The 18987-nt window shown below is 60.7% G+C and carries 16 protein-coding genes and 1 pseudogene; 3 read left to right on the forward strand and 14 right to left on the reverse strand.

The window, feature by feature from the left end; genetic code table 11:
• Position 1: 1 nt before the first annotated feature.
• The 10 genes from AC6CH8_RS00140 to AC6CH8_RS00185 all read right to left on the reverse strand — a co-directional run bounded on the left by AC6CH8_RS00140 (position 2) and on the right by AC6CH8_RS00185 (position 11849).
• On the reverse strand, positions 2-997 hold the full coding sequence (locus tag AC6CH8_RS00140; RefSeq protein ID WP_420180239.1) for an aminomethyl transferase family protein: 996 nt from the start codon (positions 995-997) through the stop codon (positions 2-4).
• The gene (locus tag AC6CH8_RS00145) at positions 994-3153 is read right to left on the reverse strand and encodes a GNAT family N-acetyltransferase (protein ID WP_498188121.1); all 2160 of its coding nucleotides are present in this window, start codon (positions 3151-3153) and stop codon (positions 994-996) included. Before AC6CH8_RS00145 ends, AC6CH8_RS00140 begins: the two co-directional genes overlap by 4 nt.
• Entirely contained in the window at positions 3150-3602 is a 453-nt protein-coding gene (gene fabZ, locus AC6CH8_RS00150) for a 3-hydroxyacyl-ACP dehydratase FabZ (RefSeq protein WP_498188123.1), read from the reverse strand. The genes AC6CH8_RS00145 and fabZ overlap by 4 nt, the downstream gene beginning before the upstream one ends.
• Before the next feature lie 11 nt (positions 3603-3613).
• Entirely contained in the window at positions 3614-3907 is a 294-nt protein-coding gene (locus tag AC6CH8_RS00155) for an acyl carrier protein (protein WP_054808455.1), read from the reverse strand.
• 13 nt (positions 3908-3920) lie between these two features.
• The gene (gene fabG, locus AC6CH8_RS00160; RefSeq protein WP_498188125.1) at positions 3921-4667 is read right to left on the reverse strand and encodes a 3-oxoacyl-ACP reductase FabG; all 747 of its coding nucleotides are present in this window, start codon (positions 4665-4667) and stop codon (positions 3921-3923) included.
• Positions 4648-5565 (reverse strand): ACP S-malonyltransferase, encoded by a 918-nt coding sequence (locus AC6CH8_RS00165; RefSeq protein ID WP_498188127.1) that lies wholly within the window; start codon positions 5563-5565, stop codon positions 4648-4650. The genes fabG and AC6CH8_RS00165 overlap by 20 nt, the downstream gene beginning before the upstream one ends.
• Entirely contained in the window at positions 5562-6440 is an 879-nt protein-coding gene (locus AC6CH8_RS00170) for an ABC transporter permease (protein WP_178996093.1), read from the reverse strand. The genes AC6CH8_RS00165 and AC6CH8_RS00170 overlap by 4 nt, the downstream gene beginning before the upstream one ends.
• On the reverse strand, positions 6437-7357 hold the full coding sequence (locus AC6CH8_RS00175; protein ID WP_498188129.1) for an ABC transporter ATP-binding protein: 921 nt from the start codon (positions 7355-7357) through the stop codon (positions 6437-6439). The genes AC6CH8_RS00170 and AC6CH8_RS00175 overlap by 4 nt, the downstream gene beginning before the upstream one ends.
• A 1444-nt stretch (positions 7358-8801) precedes the next feature.
• Entirely contained in the window at positions 8802-10169 is a 1368-nt protein-coding gene (locus tag AC6CH8_RS00180; protein ID WP_498188131.1) for an MFS transporter, read from the reverse strand.
• Positions 10170-10286: 117 nt separating this feature from the next.
• Positions 10287-11849: a helix-turn-helix domain-containing protein gene (locus AC6CH8_RS00185; protein WP_498188133.1), complete on the reverse strand. Its 1563-nt coding sequence runs from the start codon at positions 11847-11849 to the stop codon at positions 10287-10289.
• Between the two features lie 168 nt (positions 11850-12017).
• Between AC6CH8_RS00185 and ppnP the strand changes: the two genes are divergently transcribed.
• Entirely contained in the window at positions 12018-12329 is a 312-nt protein-coding gene (ppnP, locus tag AC6CH8_RS00190) for a pyrimidine/purine nucleoside phosphorylase (RefSeq protein WP_091465575.1), read from the forward strand.
• A 448-nt stretch (positions 12330-12777) separates the two neighbouring features.
• On the opposite strand, the gene pdxR is transcribed toward ppnP, so the two are convergent.
• Positions 12778-14202 (reverse strand): MocR-like pyridoxine biosynthesis transcription factor PdxR, encoded by a 1425-nt coding sequence (gene pdxR, locus AC6CH8_RS00195; RefSeq protein ID WP_498188135.1) that lies wholly within the window; start codon positions 14200-14202, stop codon positions 12778-12780.
• A gap of 96 nt (positions 14203-14298) precedes the next feature.
• Between pdxR and AC6CH8_RS00200 the strand changes: the two genes are divergently transcribed.
• Both AC6CH8_RS00200 and AC6CH8_RS00205 read left to right on the forward strand, forming a co-directional pair.
• A complete protein-coding gene (locus tag AC6CH8_RS00200) occupies positions 14299-15204 on the forward strand; it encodes a dihydrodipicolinate synthase family protein (protein ID WP_498188137.1) in 906 nt (301 codons plus the stop codon).
• The gene (locus AC6CH8_RS00205; RefSeq protein ID WP_498188140.1) at positions 15205-16428 is read left to right on the forward strand and encodes an MFS transporter; all 1224 of its coding nucleotides are present in this window, start codon (positions 15205-15207) and stop codon (positions 16426-16428) included.
• Between the two features lie 319 nt (positions 16429-16747).
• Here the strand turns inward: AC6CH8_RS00205 and AC6CH8_RS00210 are convergent.
• From AC6CH8_RS00210 to AC6CH8_RS00220, 3 genes and pseudogenes are all read right to left on the reverse strand, one after another.
• Positions 16748-17659 (reverse strand): annotated as a pseudogene (locus AC6CH8_RS00210) (trans-sulfuration enzyme family protein); the annotation flags it as partial.
• A complete protein-coding gene (locus tag AC6CH8_RS00215) occupies positions 17628-18371 on the reverse strand; it encodes a B3/B4 domain-containing protein (RefSeq protein ID WP_498188142.1) in 744 nt (247 codons plus the stop codon). The gene AC6CH8_RS00215 and the pseudogene AC6CH8_RS00210, both read right to left, overlap by 32 nt.
• Positions 18364-18966: a helix-turn-helix domain-containing protein gene (locus AC6CH8_RS00220; protein WP_498188144.1), complete on the reverse strand. Its 603-nt coding sequence runs from the start codon at positions 18964-18966 to the stop codon at positions 18364-18366. Before AC6CH8_RS00220 ends, AC6CH8_RS00215 begins: the two co-directional genes overlap by 8 nt.
• Positions 18967-18987 lie beyond the last annotated feature (21 nt).

An 18987-nucleotide genomic window follows, 5' to 3' on the forward strand; every position in this document is an offset into this window, starting at 1 on the left:
CTTAACCGATCGGTTCGGTCCAGGAGACCGGATCAACTGAGGGGCGCGAAATCGTCGTCAAGGTCACGCCGCCTGCTTGCAGTTCCAGACCCGGCACGTTGAAGGGGGCATCCAAGAGGGCCAGGGCGAACCCTTGTGGCTGCCCAGCGGAGGGAAGCGTATGGTGGATCCGGCCGATTTCGGTTTCCCCTGCGGTAATGCTGGTTCCTGCCGCCGGGATCGATGACGTGGTGGCAGTGACGGCGACTAGTGAACGCGCGGCTTTTTCCTTCTCAAGCTGGTCGCTGCCGAGGAAGTCGTCATCACGGTCCGCTGAGAGCATCCAGAGGGCAGCAGCTTCCCGGACGGTCAGGCCACTGAATTGTTCAGGGTAGAGGGGGTGGCTGACTTCGGCCTGAGCGCGCTGTAGTGCCTCGGGGCCGACTCGTTGGCCGCCTAATTCCGTGGCGATCGTTGAAATGAACTTCAGCAGCGCGTCACGGTCGGTGTCCGGAGCGAGAATCAGGTAGCCGTACTCGGCGGTGGTGCCGGTACGGATAATGGTCGCCGGCTGCTCTGATACCGGCAACGTCGCAGTGCAGCTTTCGCCCAAGAGGACGCCTGCGATTTCTTCGTCGGCGAAGTCTTGGACAACTTTCCAGGCCACGGGTCCTTCCACAGCTACGACGGCTGTGGACGCGGACAGGTCGGTGACGCGGACGGACTCCAGGCCGCGTTGCTTCGCGATGGTGGTGATGTCGACGTCGATGGGCTGTTCTGCAATCAGCAGGACGCGTTCCTCTTCGATATAGGCCGCGACGTGGCCTGCAACGGAAGCATCTTCCCTGAGCACCAGTGATTCAACGACGCTTCCGGGTTGGGCGAATTCGGTGCGTTTGGCTAGCAGGAAGGAAACGAGTTCCTCCCGCTGCTCGCCGGCGATTTCGAGAACCAGTTCACCGGTGGGGTAAACGGCGGCGGTGGAACGAATTGCCTCGTAGTCAGTCGTAGCTGTCATGACGGATTCTCCTTGATGGTTGTGGTGGGGCTCCCTAGTTCCTGAGCGGAAAGGAGCCATGATGTCGTGTTGGTGTCCCCGGCTCTGGCGAGGAGGGACAGCAGGAGGTACTCACCGGAGGACCTGATCAAAATTTCGGGATGGCTGCCTTCGTCGTTTTCGATGACCAACCAGGTCGTCCCGCCCAGACCTATGGCCGCTCTCCGCACTGAGGCCCGCCACGGAGTCCGGTCCCGGGCTGCTGCCCACCACAGGTCGGTATTGGTATCCGTCTGAAAAAGGATCGGCGCCCAGTTTCGGGCCTGCATTTGGGCGTTCGGCGTGAGGTGCGTGACCTGTTCAGACCCGTTGGCGCCGTCAACGACGATGCGGAGCGCTGTCAGATCGCTGTCGCGCTGCTGGATTTCCCAGCGGGGTCGATCTGATGGGCTGTCAGCGAGGTGGGATGTGCAACCATCGCTGCCCCACTCGATGCCTTGCTCCGGGTCTTCTCGCCCTCCCTGGTCCGAGACCCAAAGACCGGATTGCCATGCCGTCAGGGGCCCAAGTGTCCGTGTTTTCGGGAACGGCGACGCGAGGACCTGAGTTTGGCCTGACTTCCACGAAACGATGCCCCGGTCGGGAGCGACGAGCAAAAACCCGTTGCTCCCTACGGCCTCAAGCACATCGACACGCGACCTTTCCGCCGCCACCCACTGGATGGGCTTCCAATCCCCCTGGGTTCTGGAGGATAAGGGGTGAAACACCGGTGTTAATGAAGGAAGGATTTCCGGGTTTTCGGGAACGGGCAAAGCATCTGCGCCGTCGAAGAGGTCCACGTCATACAGGATGGAGCCGTTCTCGGAGGACGCCGCCGGAAGATGGGAGCCTTCGACCCGGAGCTTCCCATCCGAGTTCCAGGTAGCAGCCAATGCGAGCCCCAGCGCAGTATCGGTCCAAAGGGCGGAAGCGCCGTTGCTTTGATCATCGAAGGCACTTTCGGCGGCTTCAAAGTCGGTCCTGTCCGGCGGCCAGATACCGCGGACGATTGGACCGCCTAAGGGGCGCTGGCGGTTTTTCGTGTTGAGGTGGAATTCCCCTGAACGTAGATTCACCCAGGGGAACGCCGTCACCTTTTGATTTCCTTGGTGGCTCACTGCGATGCTGACTTTGCTGCCATGAACACGGATTTCGCGGGTAATCGGTCCCCGCCGGGTCGTCCATCCGTCGGGAAGATCCTGGCACGTGACGTTCAGCGCGGCGGGACGGCGCCAGAAAGGTGCACCGTCGGCTCCTACGGGGAAATGATCGGTCAATACCGGACCCGGGTGCCGAGGATGCTCAATCGTCAACGTCCCTGCCGCGTCCAGGGAGATAGTGAAAGCGCCAAGCCGGCGGGAGCCGATTGAAGGCCCGTGGTTGCCGTTCGGAGCAGCACGTTGAGGGGATTCCGGCCAGTCGAAGAGTTGGCCGTTGTGGCGGGCCTGGATGACTGCACCTGTTGACATGTTGACCTGGACTTCAACGACGTCATTCTTCACGGGGAAGGTGTAGGTCAGCAGCGGGGTGCCGTCCTGGACGGAGACGCCGTCCGTGAGGTCTTTGCCGCGGGCTGAGCCCATGCTTCGCCAGGAGTACTTCGAAAACATGTCCTCTGGGGAGGCGCCGGCAAAGGGCGTTTGAAGCAGATCCGATACGACGCCGGGGAGGAAGCTGATGAGTTCGATGTAGCCGTCCTCATCAGGCCTGATGATGCCTGCCGTCCTGAAGCCAACCCGTCCGTAGAGCGGGAAAGCCTTTTGGTTGGCTGGATCAACTTCAAGGCGCAGAGCCCGGACACCCTGTACGACCAGCTTGATGAAGGACTGCATGAACAGGTCACCGGCCAGGAAGCCCATCCGGTAGCCCGGCTCGATGAGGAACATGCCGGAAAAGAGTTCTCCGTCGCCGGCGACCCGTCGGCCCGAGACCTTCAGGTAGCCTATGGTGCCAACAATGTTCCCGCGGTCTTCCCCCACCATGAACAGTACTGCGCCGCGTTCTTTCAACACTGCGTTAACGTCGTTGCCAGTAAGAGGTGAGCCGCTCTGGATCGTGCCGTAGTTGTTTCGGTTGTAGAGCTCCGCGACACGTGCCGCGTCCAGTTCCGGGTCGTAGAGCCTTACTGCCGGTTTCATGTTGATGGGTCCGGGTCTATGCGTGCAAGCGCCAGGGACCCGGAGGCCACGATCTTGCCGCTGACTTTGATGTCGACGCTGAAGTCCGCAAGATTGGCGTGGCTTACGCCCGCGCGTGCTTGGATGCTCAGCACATCGCCAGGGTAGACCGGGGTGATGAACTTGAATTTGCGCACTGACGCCAGGTACCCAAGGACGGGGCCGTCTTCACCTGTAGGGGAGCCCAACAGGAGCCCGCACAGCTGTGCCGAGGCTTCAATCATGTAGACGCCAGGGTACACGGGGTTGTTGGGGAAGTGGCCTTGGAAGACGGGGTCCGAGATCGTGATGTTCTTGATTCCAGTCGCGGATTTGCCGTGGTTGAGGTCTTCAACCCTGTCCAGGAGGACCATGGGGTGACGGTGTGGGAGCCGGGCCAGGATGTCGCTGGCCTTGAGGGCGATGGACATTGCGCCCGCCCCTAGTCGTCGTCGCTGTTGGCAGCGATGAAATCGGCAATCTTGTTGATTGACCCGAAAACTGTCCGGTCCTCGTCGGTAATGTAGACGCCGAACTCCTCTTCAACCAAGCTCACGATTTCAAGGGTGTCGAGGCTGTCGAGTTCGAGTCCGCGCCCAAAGAGAGGCTGGTCGTCCTCGATCTGGTCACCGGTGATGGGCAACTCCAATCCTTCGGACAGCAGGTTTTTCAGGCGGGCGTTGAGTTCGGTCCTCTTCCGCCCGGCGGACAGGGAGGCTTCATAAATGTCGTTCATTGGGAGTTCTCCTTCAGGAGGTCAGGCCGCCGTCGACGGCGAGGACCTGACCGGTGATGTATGAGCTTTGGTGTCCTACGAGGAATGCCACAGCTGCAGCTATCTCGTGGGGTTCACCGATTCGTTGCAGCGGGATGTGCCGGGTATATTCGCGACGTGCTCTGGCATCCATCTGTTTGAGCATGTCGGTGTTCGTAAATCCGGGTGCCACAGCGTTTACCCTGATGCCGAAGGACGCCATTTCCTTGGCCATGGATTGGGTCAGGGCGTTGATTCCGCCCTTGGTCGCGCTGTAGTTCGCTTGGCCGGGCTGGCCGCTGATACCCGAGGTGGAGCTGATGAGCACGATCGAGCCGCCTGTTTTACGTAAAGCCTTGACACTTTCGCGACAGACCAGGAACGCGCCGGTCAGGTTGGTGCTGATGACGCGCTCCCAGTTATTCAGGGACATTGTTGCCAGTAGCCCGTCAGCGGTGATTCCGGAACTGTAAACAACGGAGCCGATTCGTCCGAAGTCTTTGAGAACCGTACGGAAGGCTGCGCGGACGTCGGCTTCAACGGAAACGTCGACGCGGACCGCCAAGGCCCTGCGTCCCAGTTCCCGTATCGCTTCAACTGTTCCAGCAGCGCCCTCGTCGTCCTGCCGGTAGAAGATCACAATGTCATGACCGTTCCTGGCAAGTTCCAGTGCGCAGGCTTTGCCGATGCCCCGGGATGCGCCCACAACCAAGGTGATAGGGCTAGGTTCGACGTCCAACATACGTGTCCTCCACGATCTGAACTGTTTGAGTTTGATTCCGTCTGAGACGGGAAAGTGATTTTGCTGTTCCCACGTAAACCCAGGTCCCGAAGCTGTCCGCGCTTTGAAGGACCTGGTCCCATCGCACCGGTTGTCGGATGCCGAAATAGAGCTCGTTGGAGACCTCCATCGCGGTTTCCAGGCGCCGGGGTGAGGTGCAGCCCAGCAGTGGTACGTCCCCGTCGCGGAACGGCGCGTGGCGCAGTAACTCCTGCCATTCGCCCATCACAGGGTCCATCAGCCGGGAATGGAATCCGTGGCTGACGTTGAGCTGGGTTGATTTAGCGCCGAAGTGTTTCCGCGCGTCCTCAATGTCGTTGATGGGCCCGGAGAGAACGATCTGGCGTTCGCCGTTGACTGCGGCTACGTCGAGACCGAACGTTGCTGCCGAGGCGATGAGTCCATCTCGTTGTTCCTCTCCCCGGACAGCCACGGCCAACATCGACCCTCGTCCAGGGGCCGAGGCCATCAAATGACCTCGGCGCCTGGCAAGTTTGATGCCATCTGCCAACGGTATGTATCCGCCTGCAATGGCCGCTGACAGCGCCCCGATGCTGTGTCCGGCTACTGCGTGGGCCAGGTTGCCGCCCACCTGGGTCCACACCCTCCACGCAGCGATGCTGGCCGCGACGAGCGCCACTTGCGTGTTTTCGGTTTTCCCCAGTTGCTCCGGGGCTGAATCCCAGGCAAGTTCACGGACATCAATGCCGAGCGCATCGGAACATTCATCAAAGACGTCGTCGGCCACCTGGAAATTCTTTGTCAGGGCCTTGCCCATTCCCGGACGCTGGCTGCCTTGGCCCGGGAACATAGCGACGGTGGACTCGAGGCCTCCCCACAGGTCCTCGTTGCCGGTCATCGTATGCGCCGACCGATTCGCCAGGAGCCCAGTGCGATGAAGACGACAACCATTCCAAGGAGCACGGAGATCGCCAGTGTGTTCGTCACCGCGAGATCGCCGACTGAAGCTGTGATGCCGTAGAACGTCTGCACTGCGTCGACGGCCTGGTCTTGGTTATTTGTCAGCGCTTCAAGTGCCTGTGACGTGTAAGGCTGGCGGATCAACATGGCTGATTGCGCGAAAGGAAGTGCGTTCAGGACATTGACCACACCGGAGGGCAGGGTGCCGGCCGGGATGTAAGCGCCGGCAAGGAAGCCGATGATGGTTCCAACGATGGTGCTCAGAGCTGAGAAGGCGGTGCTGGACTTGATGAAAGTGACCACGAAGCTGGACAGCGCGGCAAACGCCGCAGATGAAACCAGGACGACGGCGGCGCATTGTCCAAGCTGGGCCCAGGTCATCAAGGGTTCCCCGCGGAAGAGGATGTAGAGCTGGCCTACCAGGATAACCACCGCTGTCATGATGACGGAGATGACGAAGCTCGCGATCAAGTATCCGAGAATCATGTTCGTCCGCCTGATAGGGGAGACGAGGAAGTCACGGAAACGCCCGGTCGACGCATCGTCAACAAATACGTTGAGGGCGGCAAGTCCGGTGGTCAGGGTGGTGATCATCGTAATGCCAGCAAAAACCCAGGCGTTGACGAAAGCGCTGATTTCCGAGCTGCTTGCGTCAGGGAATCTTGTCTGCAGGTTATCCACTTGCAGGTTGCCGAGGAACAGGGCGTAAAGGGCGATGAGAATCAGCGCCGAGAGCAGGGAGAAAAACACCCCGGCCCTGTCGCGGAAGAAGATCATCAGGTTACGGCCGCTGAGAATCATGATGCTGTTCACGGTTCGCTCCTCTTGGATGTCAGTGCAAGGAAGACGTCGTCCATGCGTCCGTGCCGGAACTCGAAGTCGTGGACGCGTTCTGCGCCCACAATGAGCAGGTGCCGGGCCTGCTTCGAGTCATCTACCTCAACGCGATAAACGTCATTGTCGAGTGTCCAGCTCAGGTCGGCGGTCCTGCAGTACTCCGCGAGGAATTCATGATCGTCTGTGGTGACGGTGAGGATGCTGTTGCTGTGCTGTTCACGCAATTGCGCAGGCGTTCCCTGGGCGACCAATTTTCCGGAGTCGATGATGGAGACCTGGTCAGCCACCTCGGTCTCTTCCATGTAGTGGGTCGTGAGGAAAACGGTCAGGCCGTCGTCGTCGCGAAGTTTGTGAATGGTTTGCCAGACTTGTTCCCGGCTCTGCGGGTCCAAGCCGGCGGTCGGCTCATCAAGGAAAAGAATCTCGGGTCGATGGATAAGAGCCCGCGCGATGTCCGCCCGGCGCTTCTGGCCACCGGAGAGCCGCCCGTAGAAGGGCTTCTCGAGGAAAGATTCGAGACCTATGAGCTGGGCGAGTTCACTGATGCGCTGGGTCCGCTCGGACCTCGTGAGCCCATAAAAACCTGCTCGTATGTCGAGGTTTTGCCTGACCGACAGTGTCGGGTCCAGCAGCGACTGTTGGAAAACGACGCCAATCTTGCGTCGAATCTCATCGTCTTCCTTGCCCACGATATGGCCGGCGACTTGAATGGTTCCGCTGTCGAATCCGAGAGTGGTGGTGATGCAGCCGATGGTGGTGGACTTGCCGGCACCGTTGGTTCCCAGAAAGGCAAAGATGGATGCGCGCTCCACTTGCAGGGACAAATCCTGAACGGCCTGCAAAGTGCCGTATCTCTTGCTTAGGTTACTGATTTTAATGACGTTACTGGTCACGCATAGCCCCCACTGTGTGCCTTGAAACAGTTCTGTGGGGCAACAAATGTCGCCCCCATTCGACAAAGTAACCACAACGTACCCGATGGATATGAGTGCCGCAAAACCGGCTCCCGGTGGAAAGTGCGCCCCGATCCTCACTGCTGTCGATGCAAGTATGCCGTGGGACCGGAATGATGTAATGGTCGAGACTTCAATTGCTTCGAGGTATTAGATGCACAATCGGCCCTGTGTCAGTTGTGGTGAAATTCTGCGTGGTACTCATTTCAGTCACATAAATTCTCAAGTTCTCAACACGTTTGTGCAGTTCTTTGGCTGCGGCGGCCGGTGCAGTGTAGGGCATCGGTGTCCACGATGCCTCTAGTCCGTGGATTGGCGGATACGTCCACTGATCTTGCGCCGAAGGGACTTCGGTCAACGAAGCGGTGGAAAAAATTTCATAATTTCTGACAATCGGGTTGTCTTTGAGAGTCTGCCGTTTTTGGCATCGTGAGAATGTTTCTGTCAATCTCATGACAAGCAATTCAAATACACTGCTGACTTTCCCTTGTAGTGAATATTTCGGAATCTTCTTTGCTTGTCAACGAAGAAATTAGCTGAACCGGAAGCTCGCGAATCAGCGACGGCTGGCTGTGATGCCCGAATGTGTCGAAGGGCAAAATCGGGTTCAGTGAGACGTCATAAACGGTTCGCTCGACCCGAGCGGCAGGCCGATAAGGCAGAGTACTGCTGCAGATCCGCATTGCTTCGGGCCGGAATCACCATCACACGAACTCCAATCCCAGGTTTTCGTCACCGATCATTACAACTAGGTACTTATGGGCTACTTGAAAGTGACCGCTAAATGAACAGCGGGTGCATTGCGTGCGCCTTACGTCGATGGTTGAAATCGGTCTGGGTCAGTTCATAGGCTCTGGACTCCAACCCCGGAAGACCAAGGCCCCGAATTCGGAAGCGTGAGCAGTTTCGGTGAGGCCAGCGCATCCCGTTCCCTAGCCTCTGCCGTGCTGTGCGACTTGGTCGACCGCTACCAGGTCCTAACCAGGCGCCGCTGCGTTCTTGCCGTTTCGCAGGGGAGTCAGCTGTCTTCGGTCCCTGCAGCCCTCTTCAACTCTGCGATCCTCAGCCGCAAGAAAATGATGGACAAGACCAACGCATACACGGCCAGGACGGCCACCGCGATAACGAAGACCGCGTATAGGATCCCGATGATTCCGAAAGCCGGACTTAAATTCACTGCTACCCCCAATAGTCGTTGAGCCCAATGCTATGCAGACGACCAGCGATTCCGCTGTACCCGGGAAGTCGTGCCTCGTTAGATGCGGAGGCTCGCCTGGGCGAGTAACTACTGCTCGCATCTGCACTGAGGGCCGGACAGCAATTACCGGAAATGCTGTCCGACCCTGAGCTTGGTTCTGAAGTCGAGTCGTTTGGTGTTGGGGCGCTACACCGTGGCGACCGGCGCCTTGCTTACTTCAGCTTGCTCGTCGGCGAGTGGTTTGCGTGCGGTTTCTGCGCTCATGAGGAGGCCAACCAGTGAGAGGACTCCGATACCCATCAGGAAGAATGCCGGTGAGCTGGGGTTGCCGGTGGTGGCGATCAGCCAGGTGCCGATGAGTGGCGCGACGCCGCCGAAGAGCATGGCTCCGACGTTGAAGGGCAGTGCGAACCCGAGGTAGCGGGAGCGGGTGCCGAACAGCTCGGTGAAGAAGGAAGGGAAGACGGCATCGTTCATGGCGAAGAACATCAGTGACACGATGAGGACCGCGGAGGCGAGGACCACTCCTCCGAAGGAGAGCAGCGTCATGATCGGGTAGCTCAACACGATGAAGGCGATGCTCGAGATCATCAAGGTCCGTTTGCGGCCGATCCGGTCGGAGAGGCGGGCCGCCAGGGGGATGAAGATGATGTGCGCGACGAGTCCGATCGTGACCACCAGCGTCGCTGTGGCTTCGCTCATCCCGGCTTCTTCTATCAGGAATGATGGCGTGTAACTGAGCAGCAGGTAGTAGGCGCCGGCATTGAGTGACATAACGAGCAGTGCTTTGAACATCGACGGAAGGCTCTTGCGGGTTTCCGACCAGCGGTTTGTGGCCGGAAGTTGGTCGGCCGCTGTCTTGAGCTGCTTCTTCTCGAGTTCCAGCGCCCTGCGGAATTGCGGGGTGTCTTCCAGTCGCATGCGCAGCCAGAGGCCAACGATACCGAGAGGGCCGGCGATCAGGAACGGGATCCTCCAGCCCCACTCCTGCATGAATTCCGGTGAGGTGCTGGCGTAGAGGACCGTGGCCATGAGGGAAGCTACCAGGAACCCTGAGGCAGCGGCTATGGGTACCACGCTGGTGAGCAGGCCCCGTTTGGCTACAGGAGCATACTCGGCAACAAAAGTGCCAGCGCCGGCGTATTCGCCTGAGGCGGAGAAGCTCTGCGTCACTCGAAGCAGGAGAAGAAGGATTGGTGCGGCGACGCCGATGGTGGCATAGCTTGGAATGAAGCCAATGAGGAACGTTGCCCCGGACATGAGGATGATTGTCGTAGCGAGGATGCTCTTGCGTCCGATTTTGTCGCCAAGGCTGCCCCAAACGAAGGCCCCGAGTGGGCGAACAAGGAACGAAAGTGCAAACACCGCAAAGGTGCTCATGAGCGCAACTGCCCGGTCCTCCGGGGGAAAGAAGACCACGGCGATGGTGGTCGCGAGGTAGCTGTAGCTGGCGTAGTCGAAGTACTCCAGCAGGGTGCCAAGCCCGCTGGCAATCACGACTCGGCGGAGTATGGATCGGGGGACTGAATCTGTGGTGGCTACGGTGGTGGGCATGATGTCGTTCCTCATTTGAGTACCGGATCTTCGCGGTGGGTCCGCAGGATGTGACGACCATCATGGCACCGAAGGTCACGACGGAATATGGCCGTGACGGAGAATCTCGCCGGTTGGTTATGGCCCTATGGGTGAGTCTCTAGTGTCGCGGAAGCCTCGGACTTTCAGGGCGAGCCACAGTTCGGTTTGAGCATCGATGCCGTCAAGATCGTGACCGGTGATCTGGACGATCCGCTGCATCCGGTTCCGCACAGTGTGTCGGTGGACTCCCATCCGTTCCGCCGTCGCCTCGACGGATCGGCGCTCAAGAAGCCACGTATGCAGTGTGTTCAGGAGGGCTTCGCCTCCTCGCGACTTCTCGATGGGGGCAAGGACGGCGCTGGAGAAAGATTCCAGGTAGTCCGATGGGGCGGCGTTGATCAGGAACTCGTGCGAGGCCCCGTCGACGTATTCGATGGGAGTGCCGGCCCGACGGCTGGTCTCCAATGCCAGGGTAGCCTGCCTGATGCTGCGGGCTGAGTGCTCGGGAGCCCCCCGCGTGCCGATGCCCGTGGGGACGCCAAGGCCGTAGTCAGCTAATGCCTGCCGGGGATCGACAGTTGCCAGGCACTCCACGATCCGGTGGCGATGCCGGACGAAGGGGGCGGCGAGCACCACGGCGAGGTCGTCGATGAGAACTTCAGCATGTGTTTCATTGCGCGCTTCGATGCTTACGCCCCACAGCGGACCCGAATCGATGCCGATACTGCGGAGGAATGTCCGAGCACTGCCCGGCTCCGTAAGCGTCAGGAGACGGGCAAACCGTTCAGCGCGTTTGCGGCGCGCTGACTCGTCCAGGAACCACACACGTTCAAATTCGAGGGCAAGGAGGGAACGCAGCGCCGGTGCAGCGAGTTCGGCCGTCTCATGGCCCGTAGTAATGCGGACGCAGAACCCGCGTACGGTGTCGTTGCCCGCGAAGGGGGAGATTTCGACCGTTCCTTCGGGGCTTGCAGACGTGCCATCGGGATCGGCAGCCAGCTCGGTTGCGTTCAGGCGAAGTTGTTCTCCGAGTCGTGGAGCTTCTTGACCGGCCAGGCGTTTGCCCAGCGGAGCGAGCAGGTTCGCTGGGAAGGACGAGCTTCTGGCAATGACCCGCCCGAGGCGGTCATACGCGGCTACTGCCTCCTCGGTCCGTTGCTGCCAGCCAGCCAGCAGGTCTCCGAACGAACCGCCGCGGGCCACGATCGCGGTGATCTCCATCTGAAGGTCGAGCGGTCGCCTGAACGATTCCCGTTGTCCCTCCGAGTGGAGAACGGCGATAGTGTGCGCAATCCGCCCGAAGTCGGCAATGTCGCCGGTCAGCAGTGGCAGGTCATGTTCGCTTGCCAGGGTCAGCACCTGTGTCGGGAGGCTTTCGAAGGCTGCCCCTGTGCCGAGGCCAATGATGAGCCCGGAGGCGCCGGCCCCCGTAGCTGCCAGCAGGAAATTCTTCCAGGCTGTCCAATCCTCACCGATGTGCAGCCCGCTGGTAAGCACTATCTCACCGCCGTGGAGCTCAGGGAATCGCCCCTTCCGCTCGACGGAGATCGGGATACCGGCTGCTCGTTCAACTCCGCTGCCTCCGTGCGCCATGGTCAGTCCGATGTTTGGAATGGAGGCAAGCCTGGCCACCGTGAACGACTTTGATTCAAGTGCCATGGCCCTATGTTAACAACGATCGGGTCGCATTTCTGTACATTGGGGCCACTACGTACCCAGCAAAGAGTACGCTCCGGCGATGGTACGGGAAGCATGGCTTCAATAGTGTGATTCTCAGCAGGCCGCAATCAGCGAGCCGAAGAACACAACTGCGAATGGGAGCATGTCATGATCGGCCAGAACGAATACTTCGAGGGACAGGTACGCAGCCTCGAATTCAAGAACGAGCAGGGCAACTTCACCGTCGGGGTGATGGAGCCCGGTGAGTGGAAGTTCGAAGCTCCCGTCAAGGAGTGGATGCATCTCGTTCGCGGTACCTGGGATGTGCAGCAGCCTGCCGGTCAGGGGGAGTGGACCACCTACAAGGAAGGCGAACGGTTCGAGGTCCCCGGGGGTACCGACTTCACGGTCCGTGTGAATGACACCGTCGCCTACCTTTGCCCATATACCGGAGAGTTCCTCGGCCACCTGGACATGTAGTCCTCAAAGAACGAGACACCACTCGTTGTGAGGTTTCAGAAGTGGAACGGCCGAAGGGACCGTGAGCAGCTGGGCCTGATTCGGGTGAGACGCGGATCAGGCCCAGGCTCAGCAGCGCCATGTACGGGATGTTTTTCAAGCGTCCAGAAGCGCGGCGCTGAGGCGGGATCGCCGTCGTGATTCTTGAAATAGAAGGCCCGCGTGGGGGGCGTGTGCCACGGGTTGGGCGTTTCTGATCGTCACGGAATGGATGTGTCGGGGGACTTGATGGTTTTGCGTTTATGAGTTTCAGACCGATGACACAGGCGATTGGAATCCGTTTGGCTGCAAATCCCAAGCCGGAGCAGTGCGGCGCGCGAAAGGGAGAGTTTCTCCTGCTCGCGTAGGACGGCAAGCACCGCGGTGAGTACAGCGCCGATGCCCACCCACTGGAATGCGCTTCTAGTTGCTAGTCGGAGGGGTCTGACCTCAAGCCCTGGGCGCCGTCTCCTATCAGGCCCGAGAGAACAGCCAGGGCCTTGGCAAGTTGCAGGTCGGAGACGGCCCCATAGCCAACGACCAAACCGTTTTCGGCTGGGCGATCGGCGTAGTATCCAGCCAAGGGGACCACCCGCACTCCTAACTCCAAGGCCTTTGTGGCCACGCTTGTCGCGTCGGGGCTTTTGAAGCGAATGACCGCATGCAGCCCGCCGTCGAGTGCGGTGAGTTCCAAGTCATCCCGCGGGTTCAGGCGGTCGATGAGGAGGGATCGTCGATGCGCGTATTCGCGCCTGGCCCGCGTGATATGCCGGGAAAGCCCGCCGCCCTTAATGTAGTGTGCGATAGCTGATTGCAGCACCCCGGCCACGGGCGTGTCCAAGGCCTCCCTCGTGGCTTTCAGCATTTCGCCGGAGTTGCCCCGAACCACTAAGTATCCGCATCGCAGCCACGGGCTGAGGTTCTTGGAGAACGTACCCAGCAGGACGACGTCGGCCGCGCTTGGGAGGGATGCCATGGCCGGAAGGGGCATTCTGCTGTGGCGGAATTCGCTGTCATAGTCATCCTCCAGCACAAGAACACCATGTTGGTCTGCCCATTTGAGCAGCCCCAGCCTTTCCTGGACGGCCATCCTGCCGCCCAAGGGGTATTGGTGGCTCGGGGTCACCAGGACTGCATCCGGTATTTTCTCCAGCAAGGCCAGCTGTGAGCTGTCCAGGCCGTTTTGATCCACCGGCACTGTCGCCAGCTGTGCGCCGGCCGCCGTCATGACCCGGCGTGCTGTGGGGTAGCCAGGGTCCTCTACCAGGATGCGCGGCTGTGGCGAGCGGTTGCGGAGCATGGCGACGACGAGATGCAGCGCGTCACTGGTGCCACCGGTGATGATGACGTCTTCTGCATCGACGGCGAGCCCTCGTGATACGGCAAGGTGATCAGCCACTGCTTCCCGGAGTGCCATGGTCCCCAGGGCTGGTGGGAGTTGGATGTTCCCCTGTTCCCCTATGGCCGACTTCCAGGCGCTGCGCCATTGCCTGTCCTGAAACGGTGATCCGGATGGGCGGCCAGGCGTCAGGTCTATCACGTCAGCCGGGAGAGGGGGCCTGCTGGGTTGTTTCCCGTTGGAGGGGCGGGGTTGCATATCGGGACGAACGGCCACCTTGGTCCCGCCCGAGCCGTTGCTCTCGAGGAACCCTTCGCCTGCCAGTTGTTCGAATGCGCGCACCACCACACCCCGTGAAATGCCCAGTTCTGTTGCGAGTCTTCGGGTCGCAGGCAGCGTGTGCTCTGGCTGGAGAATGCCATTGAGGATTGCGGTGCGCAGCTTGCTGGCCACTTGTGCCGCGAGCGACATCGGGCTGTTCCTGTCCAGTTCAATCGGTATTTCCGCTTCACTCACTTGGACCTCCAGGCTTATACGTTCTTGGACCTAGTGTAGGACCAAGGCCTTTGGAAGCATGGACCACGTCACCACGAAGCGCTGCGATTCTGCAGCATGACGAAAGTAGGACCAGTGTTCAACGGCCTCAGTGCATTCCCCCTCACCCCCATGGCCGGTGAAAGTGTCGACCTGAAGGCACTTGGCCGGGTGGTGAACCGCGTTGCGAAGGCCGGAGCAGATTCGCTGGGTGTTCTCGGTTCGACCGGAAACTACGCCTATCTCTCACGCGAGGAACGGAGGGCAGTCCTCGAAATTGCTGTGGAAGCAGCAAGCGGGGTGCCTGTTCTCGCCGGAATAGGAGCTGTTCGCACGCGGGACGTCCTGGTATTTGCCGCTGATGCCCAAAACGCCGGTGCTTCAGCTCTGCTGCTGGCACCGGTGTCCTACCAAAAGCTATCGGAGGCCGAGGTTTTCGGGCTCTTCGATACCGTCGCGGGAGAGTCCGATCTTCCAATTGTTGTCTATGACAACCCAGGCACCACCGGCTTCACCTTCAGCGATGACCTGCACGCCAGGATTGCCAGGATTCCGGGAATTGCTTCCATAAAGATTCCGCCGCCCGCCTCCGGTGAAGTAGCCGCCAGGGTTGCCAAGCTCAAGGCCGGTTTGCCGGAGGAGACGTCACTGGGCATCAGTGGAGACTGGGCGGCCGCCGAGGCACTGCTGGCTGGATGCAACGTCTGGTACTCGGTGATTGCCGGGGTGTTGCCTCAACAGGCAAGGACCCTTGTCGATCATGCTGTCGCGGGTCGAAACGATCTGGCATCGGCCGCCTCCTCGGATCTGGAACCGATCTGGTCCCTGTTCCGTACCTATGGAAGCCTTCGCGTCACCGCAGCCCTGGCTGAGGACCTAGGCGTCGTGCCGTCCTCGGCTTTGCCGCTGCCCCTCCACGGCTTGGACTCCGAGGGGCGGGAAAGAGTGGCCGAGGCCATTCGGCAATGTGGTTTGGAGGCTTAGGTGTCAGTTAGCCTGGCAAGAAAGAACCAGCACCGTCGGACGAACCAGCCGGGCTCTCCGGGTGGCCTTGCACGCTATGTCCTCGCTGCCACCCTGGCGCGTAGTGCCGATGGCGGAGCAGTTGTCGCGATAGTTCTGCTGGCAACCACGAGCGGAGCGCCCGGCTGGTTGGCTGGAATTTTGGGTGCTTGCATCACGGCGCCGCATCTCTTCGGGCCCCTCATAGCGCGCAGCCTGGATACCGCCAAGGATGGCAGGACAGTAATTGCGTGGGCATGTGTTGTCCATGGCGCAACCCTCGCGGCTGCGGTTCTTCTTTTCCCCGTAAGCCCGCCCATTGTTCCCGGTCTCCTGCTCATCGCCTCCGGCCTGGTCGGTCCTCTGCTCACGGGCGGCATCAGCAGCAGATTGGCAGCAATCGCCGGCCCTGAGCGCACCAGCCAAAGGCGCGCTCAGGGCTGGGACGTGGCCACGTACGGCATCAGCGGGACGATCGGACCGTCCTTGGTGGCGGCCGTCTCGGCCTGGGCCAACCCCGCCACTGCCGCACTGATCCTTGCAGGATCAACGTTTGTGGCCGCTGCTGTCATCAGGCTATTGCCCTACACGCCTCCGGCTTCGGTTGCCGCCGAAGTTCCCCGGCCTGGCCGGACACTGCTGATGATGATCTCCAACGGCCCGCTGCGACGAACCCTGTACATGACCGTTGTCGTGGCCCTGTCAGTGGCCGCACTACCGATCACCGCTGTGGCATCCACGGGCGAACTGGGGGTAGCGCCGGCAGCAGCCGGCATATTGACAGCAGCCTATGGACTGGGCGGACTCCTGGGATCAGCGGGCGTCATGATCCGGCCCCTGCAAACAGACGCAGACCCATTAATGACCTGGCTGGCCGCCGCGGTAGGGATTGCCTTGGGCGGTGCGGCCATAGCGGGGATATTCCCGACGGCGGTTGGAGCCTTTGCTTGCGCCGGCGTGCTGAACTCCTACTTCTTCGCCTCCACCTTGGCGGCCCGTAGCGAATACGCGCCGCCAGCGGCGCGAGGTCAGGTATTCGTCTGGATCGGCGCCCTGAAAATCACTGCCGGTTCGGCCGGGACAGCGCTTGCGGGGGCACTCGTCGCGCCTGCAACCAGGCTTCCCCTATACCTGGCAGCCGGGCTCGTCGTCTCGGCTGTGGTGGTCTCCTTTGTTGACCGCCATCTCGATCGGTCCCGAAGCTGATCCTTCCTGGCGACGAGTTCGTGTGCCGGACCGGACAGATTGGAAAGAAGGCCAAGCCTGGGACGGGCGCTGCTCCAGCGTCCGTCCCAGGCTTTGTCCTATGGTGTCTACTTGTCCCCGAAGGTCTTGTCCAGGGCGCTGAGGATGTCATCAATAATGTCCTCGGGGTCTTCAAGCCCGATGGACAGGCGCGCAAGTGGCCGTACTTATGGAATGATGCCGGGTAGTTTTCCGATCCGCCGCGGGCATCCGGGCCGACATGGACGATCAGCGTTTCATCGTGGCCGAGCGAGACCGCCGACGTGATGACCTGCAGGTTTTTCACGAAGGTGTTCTGGGTATTTGAGTCACCTTCCACAGCGAATGCGAGAACGCCTCCGAAGCCGCGGCCTCCGAATTGTTTGCCGGCCAGTTCGTGCTGCGGGTGGGAGACCAGGCCAGGGTAGAGGACGTAGGCGATCCGCGGGTCGGATTCGAGGACTGCCGCTACCTTCTCCGCGCTGGAGAATTGCTGCTTGAGGCGCAGCGGCAGGGTCACGGAACCGCGCATGATCATCCAGGCGTTGAAAGGCGAAATCACTCCGCCGGCATCAACGATGGCATCGTGCCGGATGTGCTGGACGAGTTCGCGTCGTCCAATGACCACACCGCCCATTGCGTCGCCGTGACCGTTGATGTACTAGGTCAGCGAGTGGATGACCAAGTCTGCGCCGTCGTCGAGGGCTCGGTAGAAAGGTGCCGGAGTGAACGTGGCATCAATGGTCAGCAGGACGCCGGCGTCCTTGGCGATACTGGCCAGGGCGGCAACGTTGGCCACCTTGGTAGTGGGATTGGCGATGGTTTCAGCGTGAATCAGCTTCGTGTTCGGACCAACGGCTGCCCGGACTGCTTCCAGGTCGTCCGCATCAACGAAGGTGGCCTCAATGCCGTACTTTTCCGGAAGAAGTTCCCCGAAGAGACGGTAGACCGCTTCGTAGGTGACGTTGGAAACCACCACGTGATCGCCGGACTTCAGGAGGGCGAAGAACACTCCATGCAAGGCGGCCACGCCCGTGGCGAAAGCGGCTGCCGCGTCGGCGCCTTCCATAGCGGCAAGCCTTGTTTCCAGGGCGACCTGGTTGGCTCCGGCATTTCGGGTGTAGACCAGTCCGTCGTCAACGCTCGACCAATCAGGTTTCCTTTCGGAGGGTACGCCCTCATCAGCGGGCAGTGGAATGCGGCGCTGGGCGATGGCTGATCAGGCGCTGGACGCTGACGACCTCTGAACCCAGCGTGGACAGGTGCTTGCTAAGGTCAGCTCCTGCAGCAAGCAACGATTCGGTGCTCATCGGTGCAAGTGCGTCCAAAATGAACAAAGCTGAGGTGGTCTCGTCACGCAATTGCGTGCGGCGGCCTTGACGCCAATTCCATCGACGGCAGGTGACGCCGTCGTCGTCGCACCAGAGAACTTCACCGGCGTCGGGGTATTCGACGATCGGTTCTCCGCTGGCTATGGTGTCGAAAGGTTCCTGGCCCGTCGCACGAACCAGTCGTGGTGCCCCGCTGTATCGGGCGAGGTCTTCGCCGCCGAGCGGGATCTGGTGCATGACCGAGATTGCGTTGTAAAGGTCCGTGAGCCTGTTGACCCTCGGGAGGCCCGCATCCGCCCGCCGAACCAATGCTTCAAGGCTGTTACGTGTGCGGTTGGGCTTGGCGCCGAAGGCTTGGTACGCCTCCCGCCATGCGGCAATGTGCGGAAGGTGTTCGGCCTTCTGCTCGCTCAGGGCTGTCCGGGCACCTTCCTCAGCCTGCTCCAGCAAGGCGTTGCTTGCTTCATCGCTGGCCCCGGGAACGAGGCCATCGACTGCAATCAGCAGGGCCCGGTAGTCGGGTCGAAGTTCGAAAACAGCGGGTTCAACCTGGGCGGCGTCCAGGGTTTCCTGAAGGGCTTGGGTACTAGGCATTGCCTGCCTCCCGATGGCCTGAACCGACACCGCGTTCAAAGACGGCGAGGGAGAACCGTGCCGGTTCGGAGGTGCTGTTGCTGTAAGAGTGGGCTACGTCTCCGGGGAAAGTGACCGAGTCCCCGACTTCGAGAATGATCGTTTGGTCCGCAATGCCCACCATGACGGTGCCTTGTTGAACCTGCAGGAGTTCCTTGGTGCCGGGAGTATGTGCTTCGCTTGAGTGCTGGTCGCCTGGTCCGAGGATCCAGTCCCATAACTCCACTACTTCCGGTGGAGCTGTTCCGCCGACCAGCACGCCGCGTCCGCCCGCATCGCTGCTCCACAGCACGGCACCTTCACCCTTGCGGGTCACTGTGACGGCCTTGGGCTCGGGCGACTGGACCAGGTCCGGCAGCCCGACGCCCAAGGCCTCGCTGATCCTTAGCAGAGTGCCGACGCTGGGATTCATGGTTGCTTGCTCAACGTTGACCAGCATGCGGCGGCTAACGCCCGCCGCTTCGGCCAGTTGATCCAGAGTCATACGGCGACCCAGGCGCTCCTGCTTCACCCGCGTGCCGATGGCCGAAGCCAAAGTTGCGATGTTCTCATCCATGAATGCAGCATACTGCACTTA

Source organism: Paenarthrobacter sp. GQ52 (assembly GCF_059759005.1).

Coding starts and splice junctions, on each gene's coding strand:
- AC6CH8_RS00200 (WP_498188137.1), top strand. CDS start 14,299: ATGACGAAAGTAGGACCAGTGTTCAACGGCCTCAGTGCATTCCCCCTC.
- ppnP (WP_091465575.1), top strand. CDS start 12,018: ATGATCGGCCAGAACGAATACTTCGAGGGACAGGTACGCAGCCTCGAA.
- AC6CH8_RS00185 (WP_498188133.1), bottom strand. CDS start 11,849: ATGGCACTTGAATCAAAGTCGTTCACGGTGGCCAGGCTTGCCTCCATT.
- AC6CH8_RS00165 (WP_498188127.1), bottom strand. CDS start 5,565: ATGACCGGCAACGAGGACCTGTGGGGAGGCCTCGAGTCCACCGTCGCT.
- AC6CH8_RS00140 (WP_420180239.1), bottom strand. CDS start 997: ATGACAGCTACGACTGACTACGAGGCAATTCGTTCCACCGCCGCCGTT.
- fabG (WP_498188125.1), bottom strand. CDS start 4,667: ATGTTGGACGTCGAACCTAGCCCTATCACCTTGGTTGTGGGCGCATCC.
- AC6CH8_RS00215 (WP_498188142.1), bottom strand. CDS start 18,371: ATGCCTAGTACCCAAGCCCTTCAGGAAACCCTGGACGCCGCCCAGGTT.
- fabZ (WP_498188123.1), bottom strand. CDS start 3,602: ATGTCCATCGCCCTCAAGGCCAGCGACATCCTGGCCCGGCTCCCACAC.
- AC6CH8_RS00155 (WP_054808455.1), bottom strand. CDS start 3,907: ATGAACGACATTTATGAAGCCTCCCTGTCCGCCGGGCGGAAGAGGACC.
- AC6CH8_RS00145 (WP_498188121.1), bottom strand. CDS start 3,153: ATGAAACCGGCAGTAAGGCTCTACGACCCGGAACTGGACGCGGCACGT.
- AC6CH8_RS00180 (WP_498188131.1), bottom strand. CDS start 10,169: ATGCCCACCACCGTAGCCACCACAGATTCAGTCCCCCGATCCATACTC.
- AC6CH8_RS00220 (WP_498188144.1), bottom strand. CDS start 18,966: ATGGATGAGAACATCGCAACTTTGGCTTCGGCCATCGGCACGCGGGTG.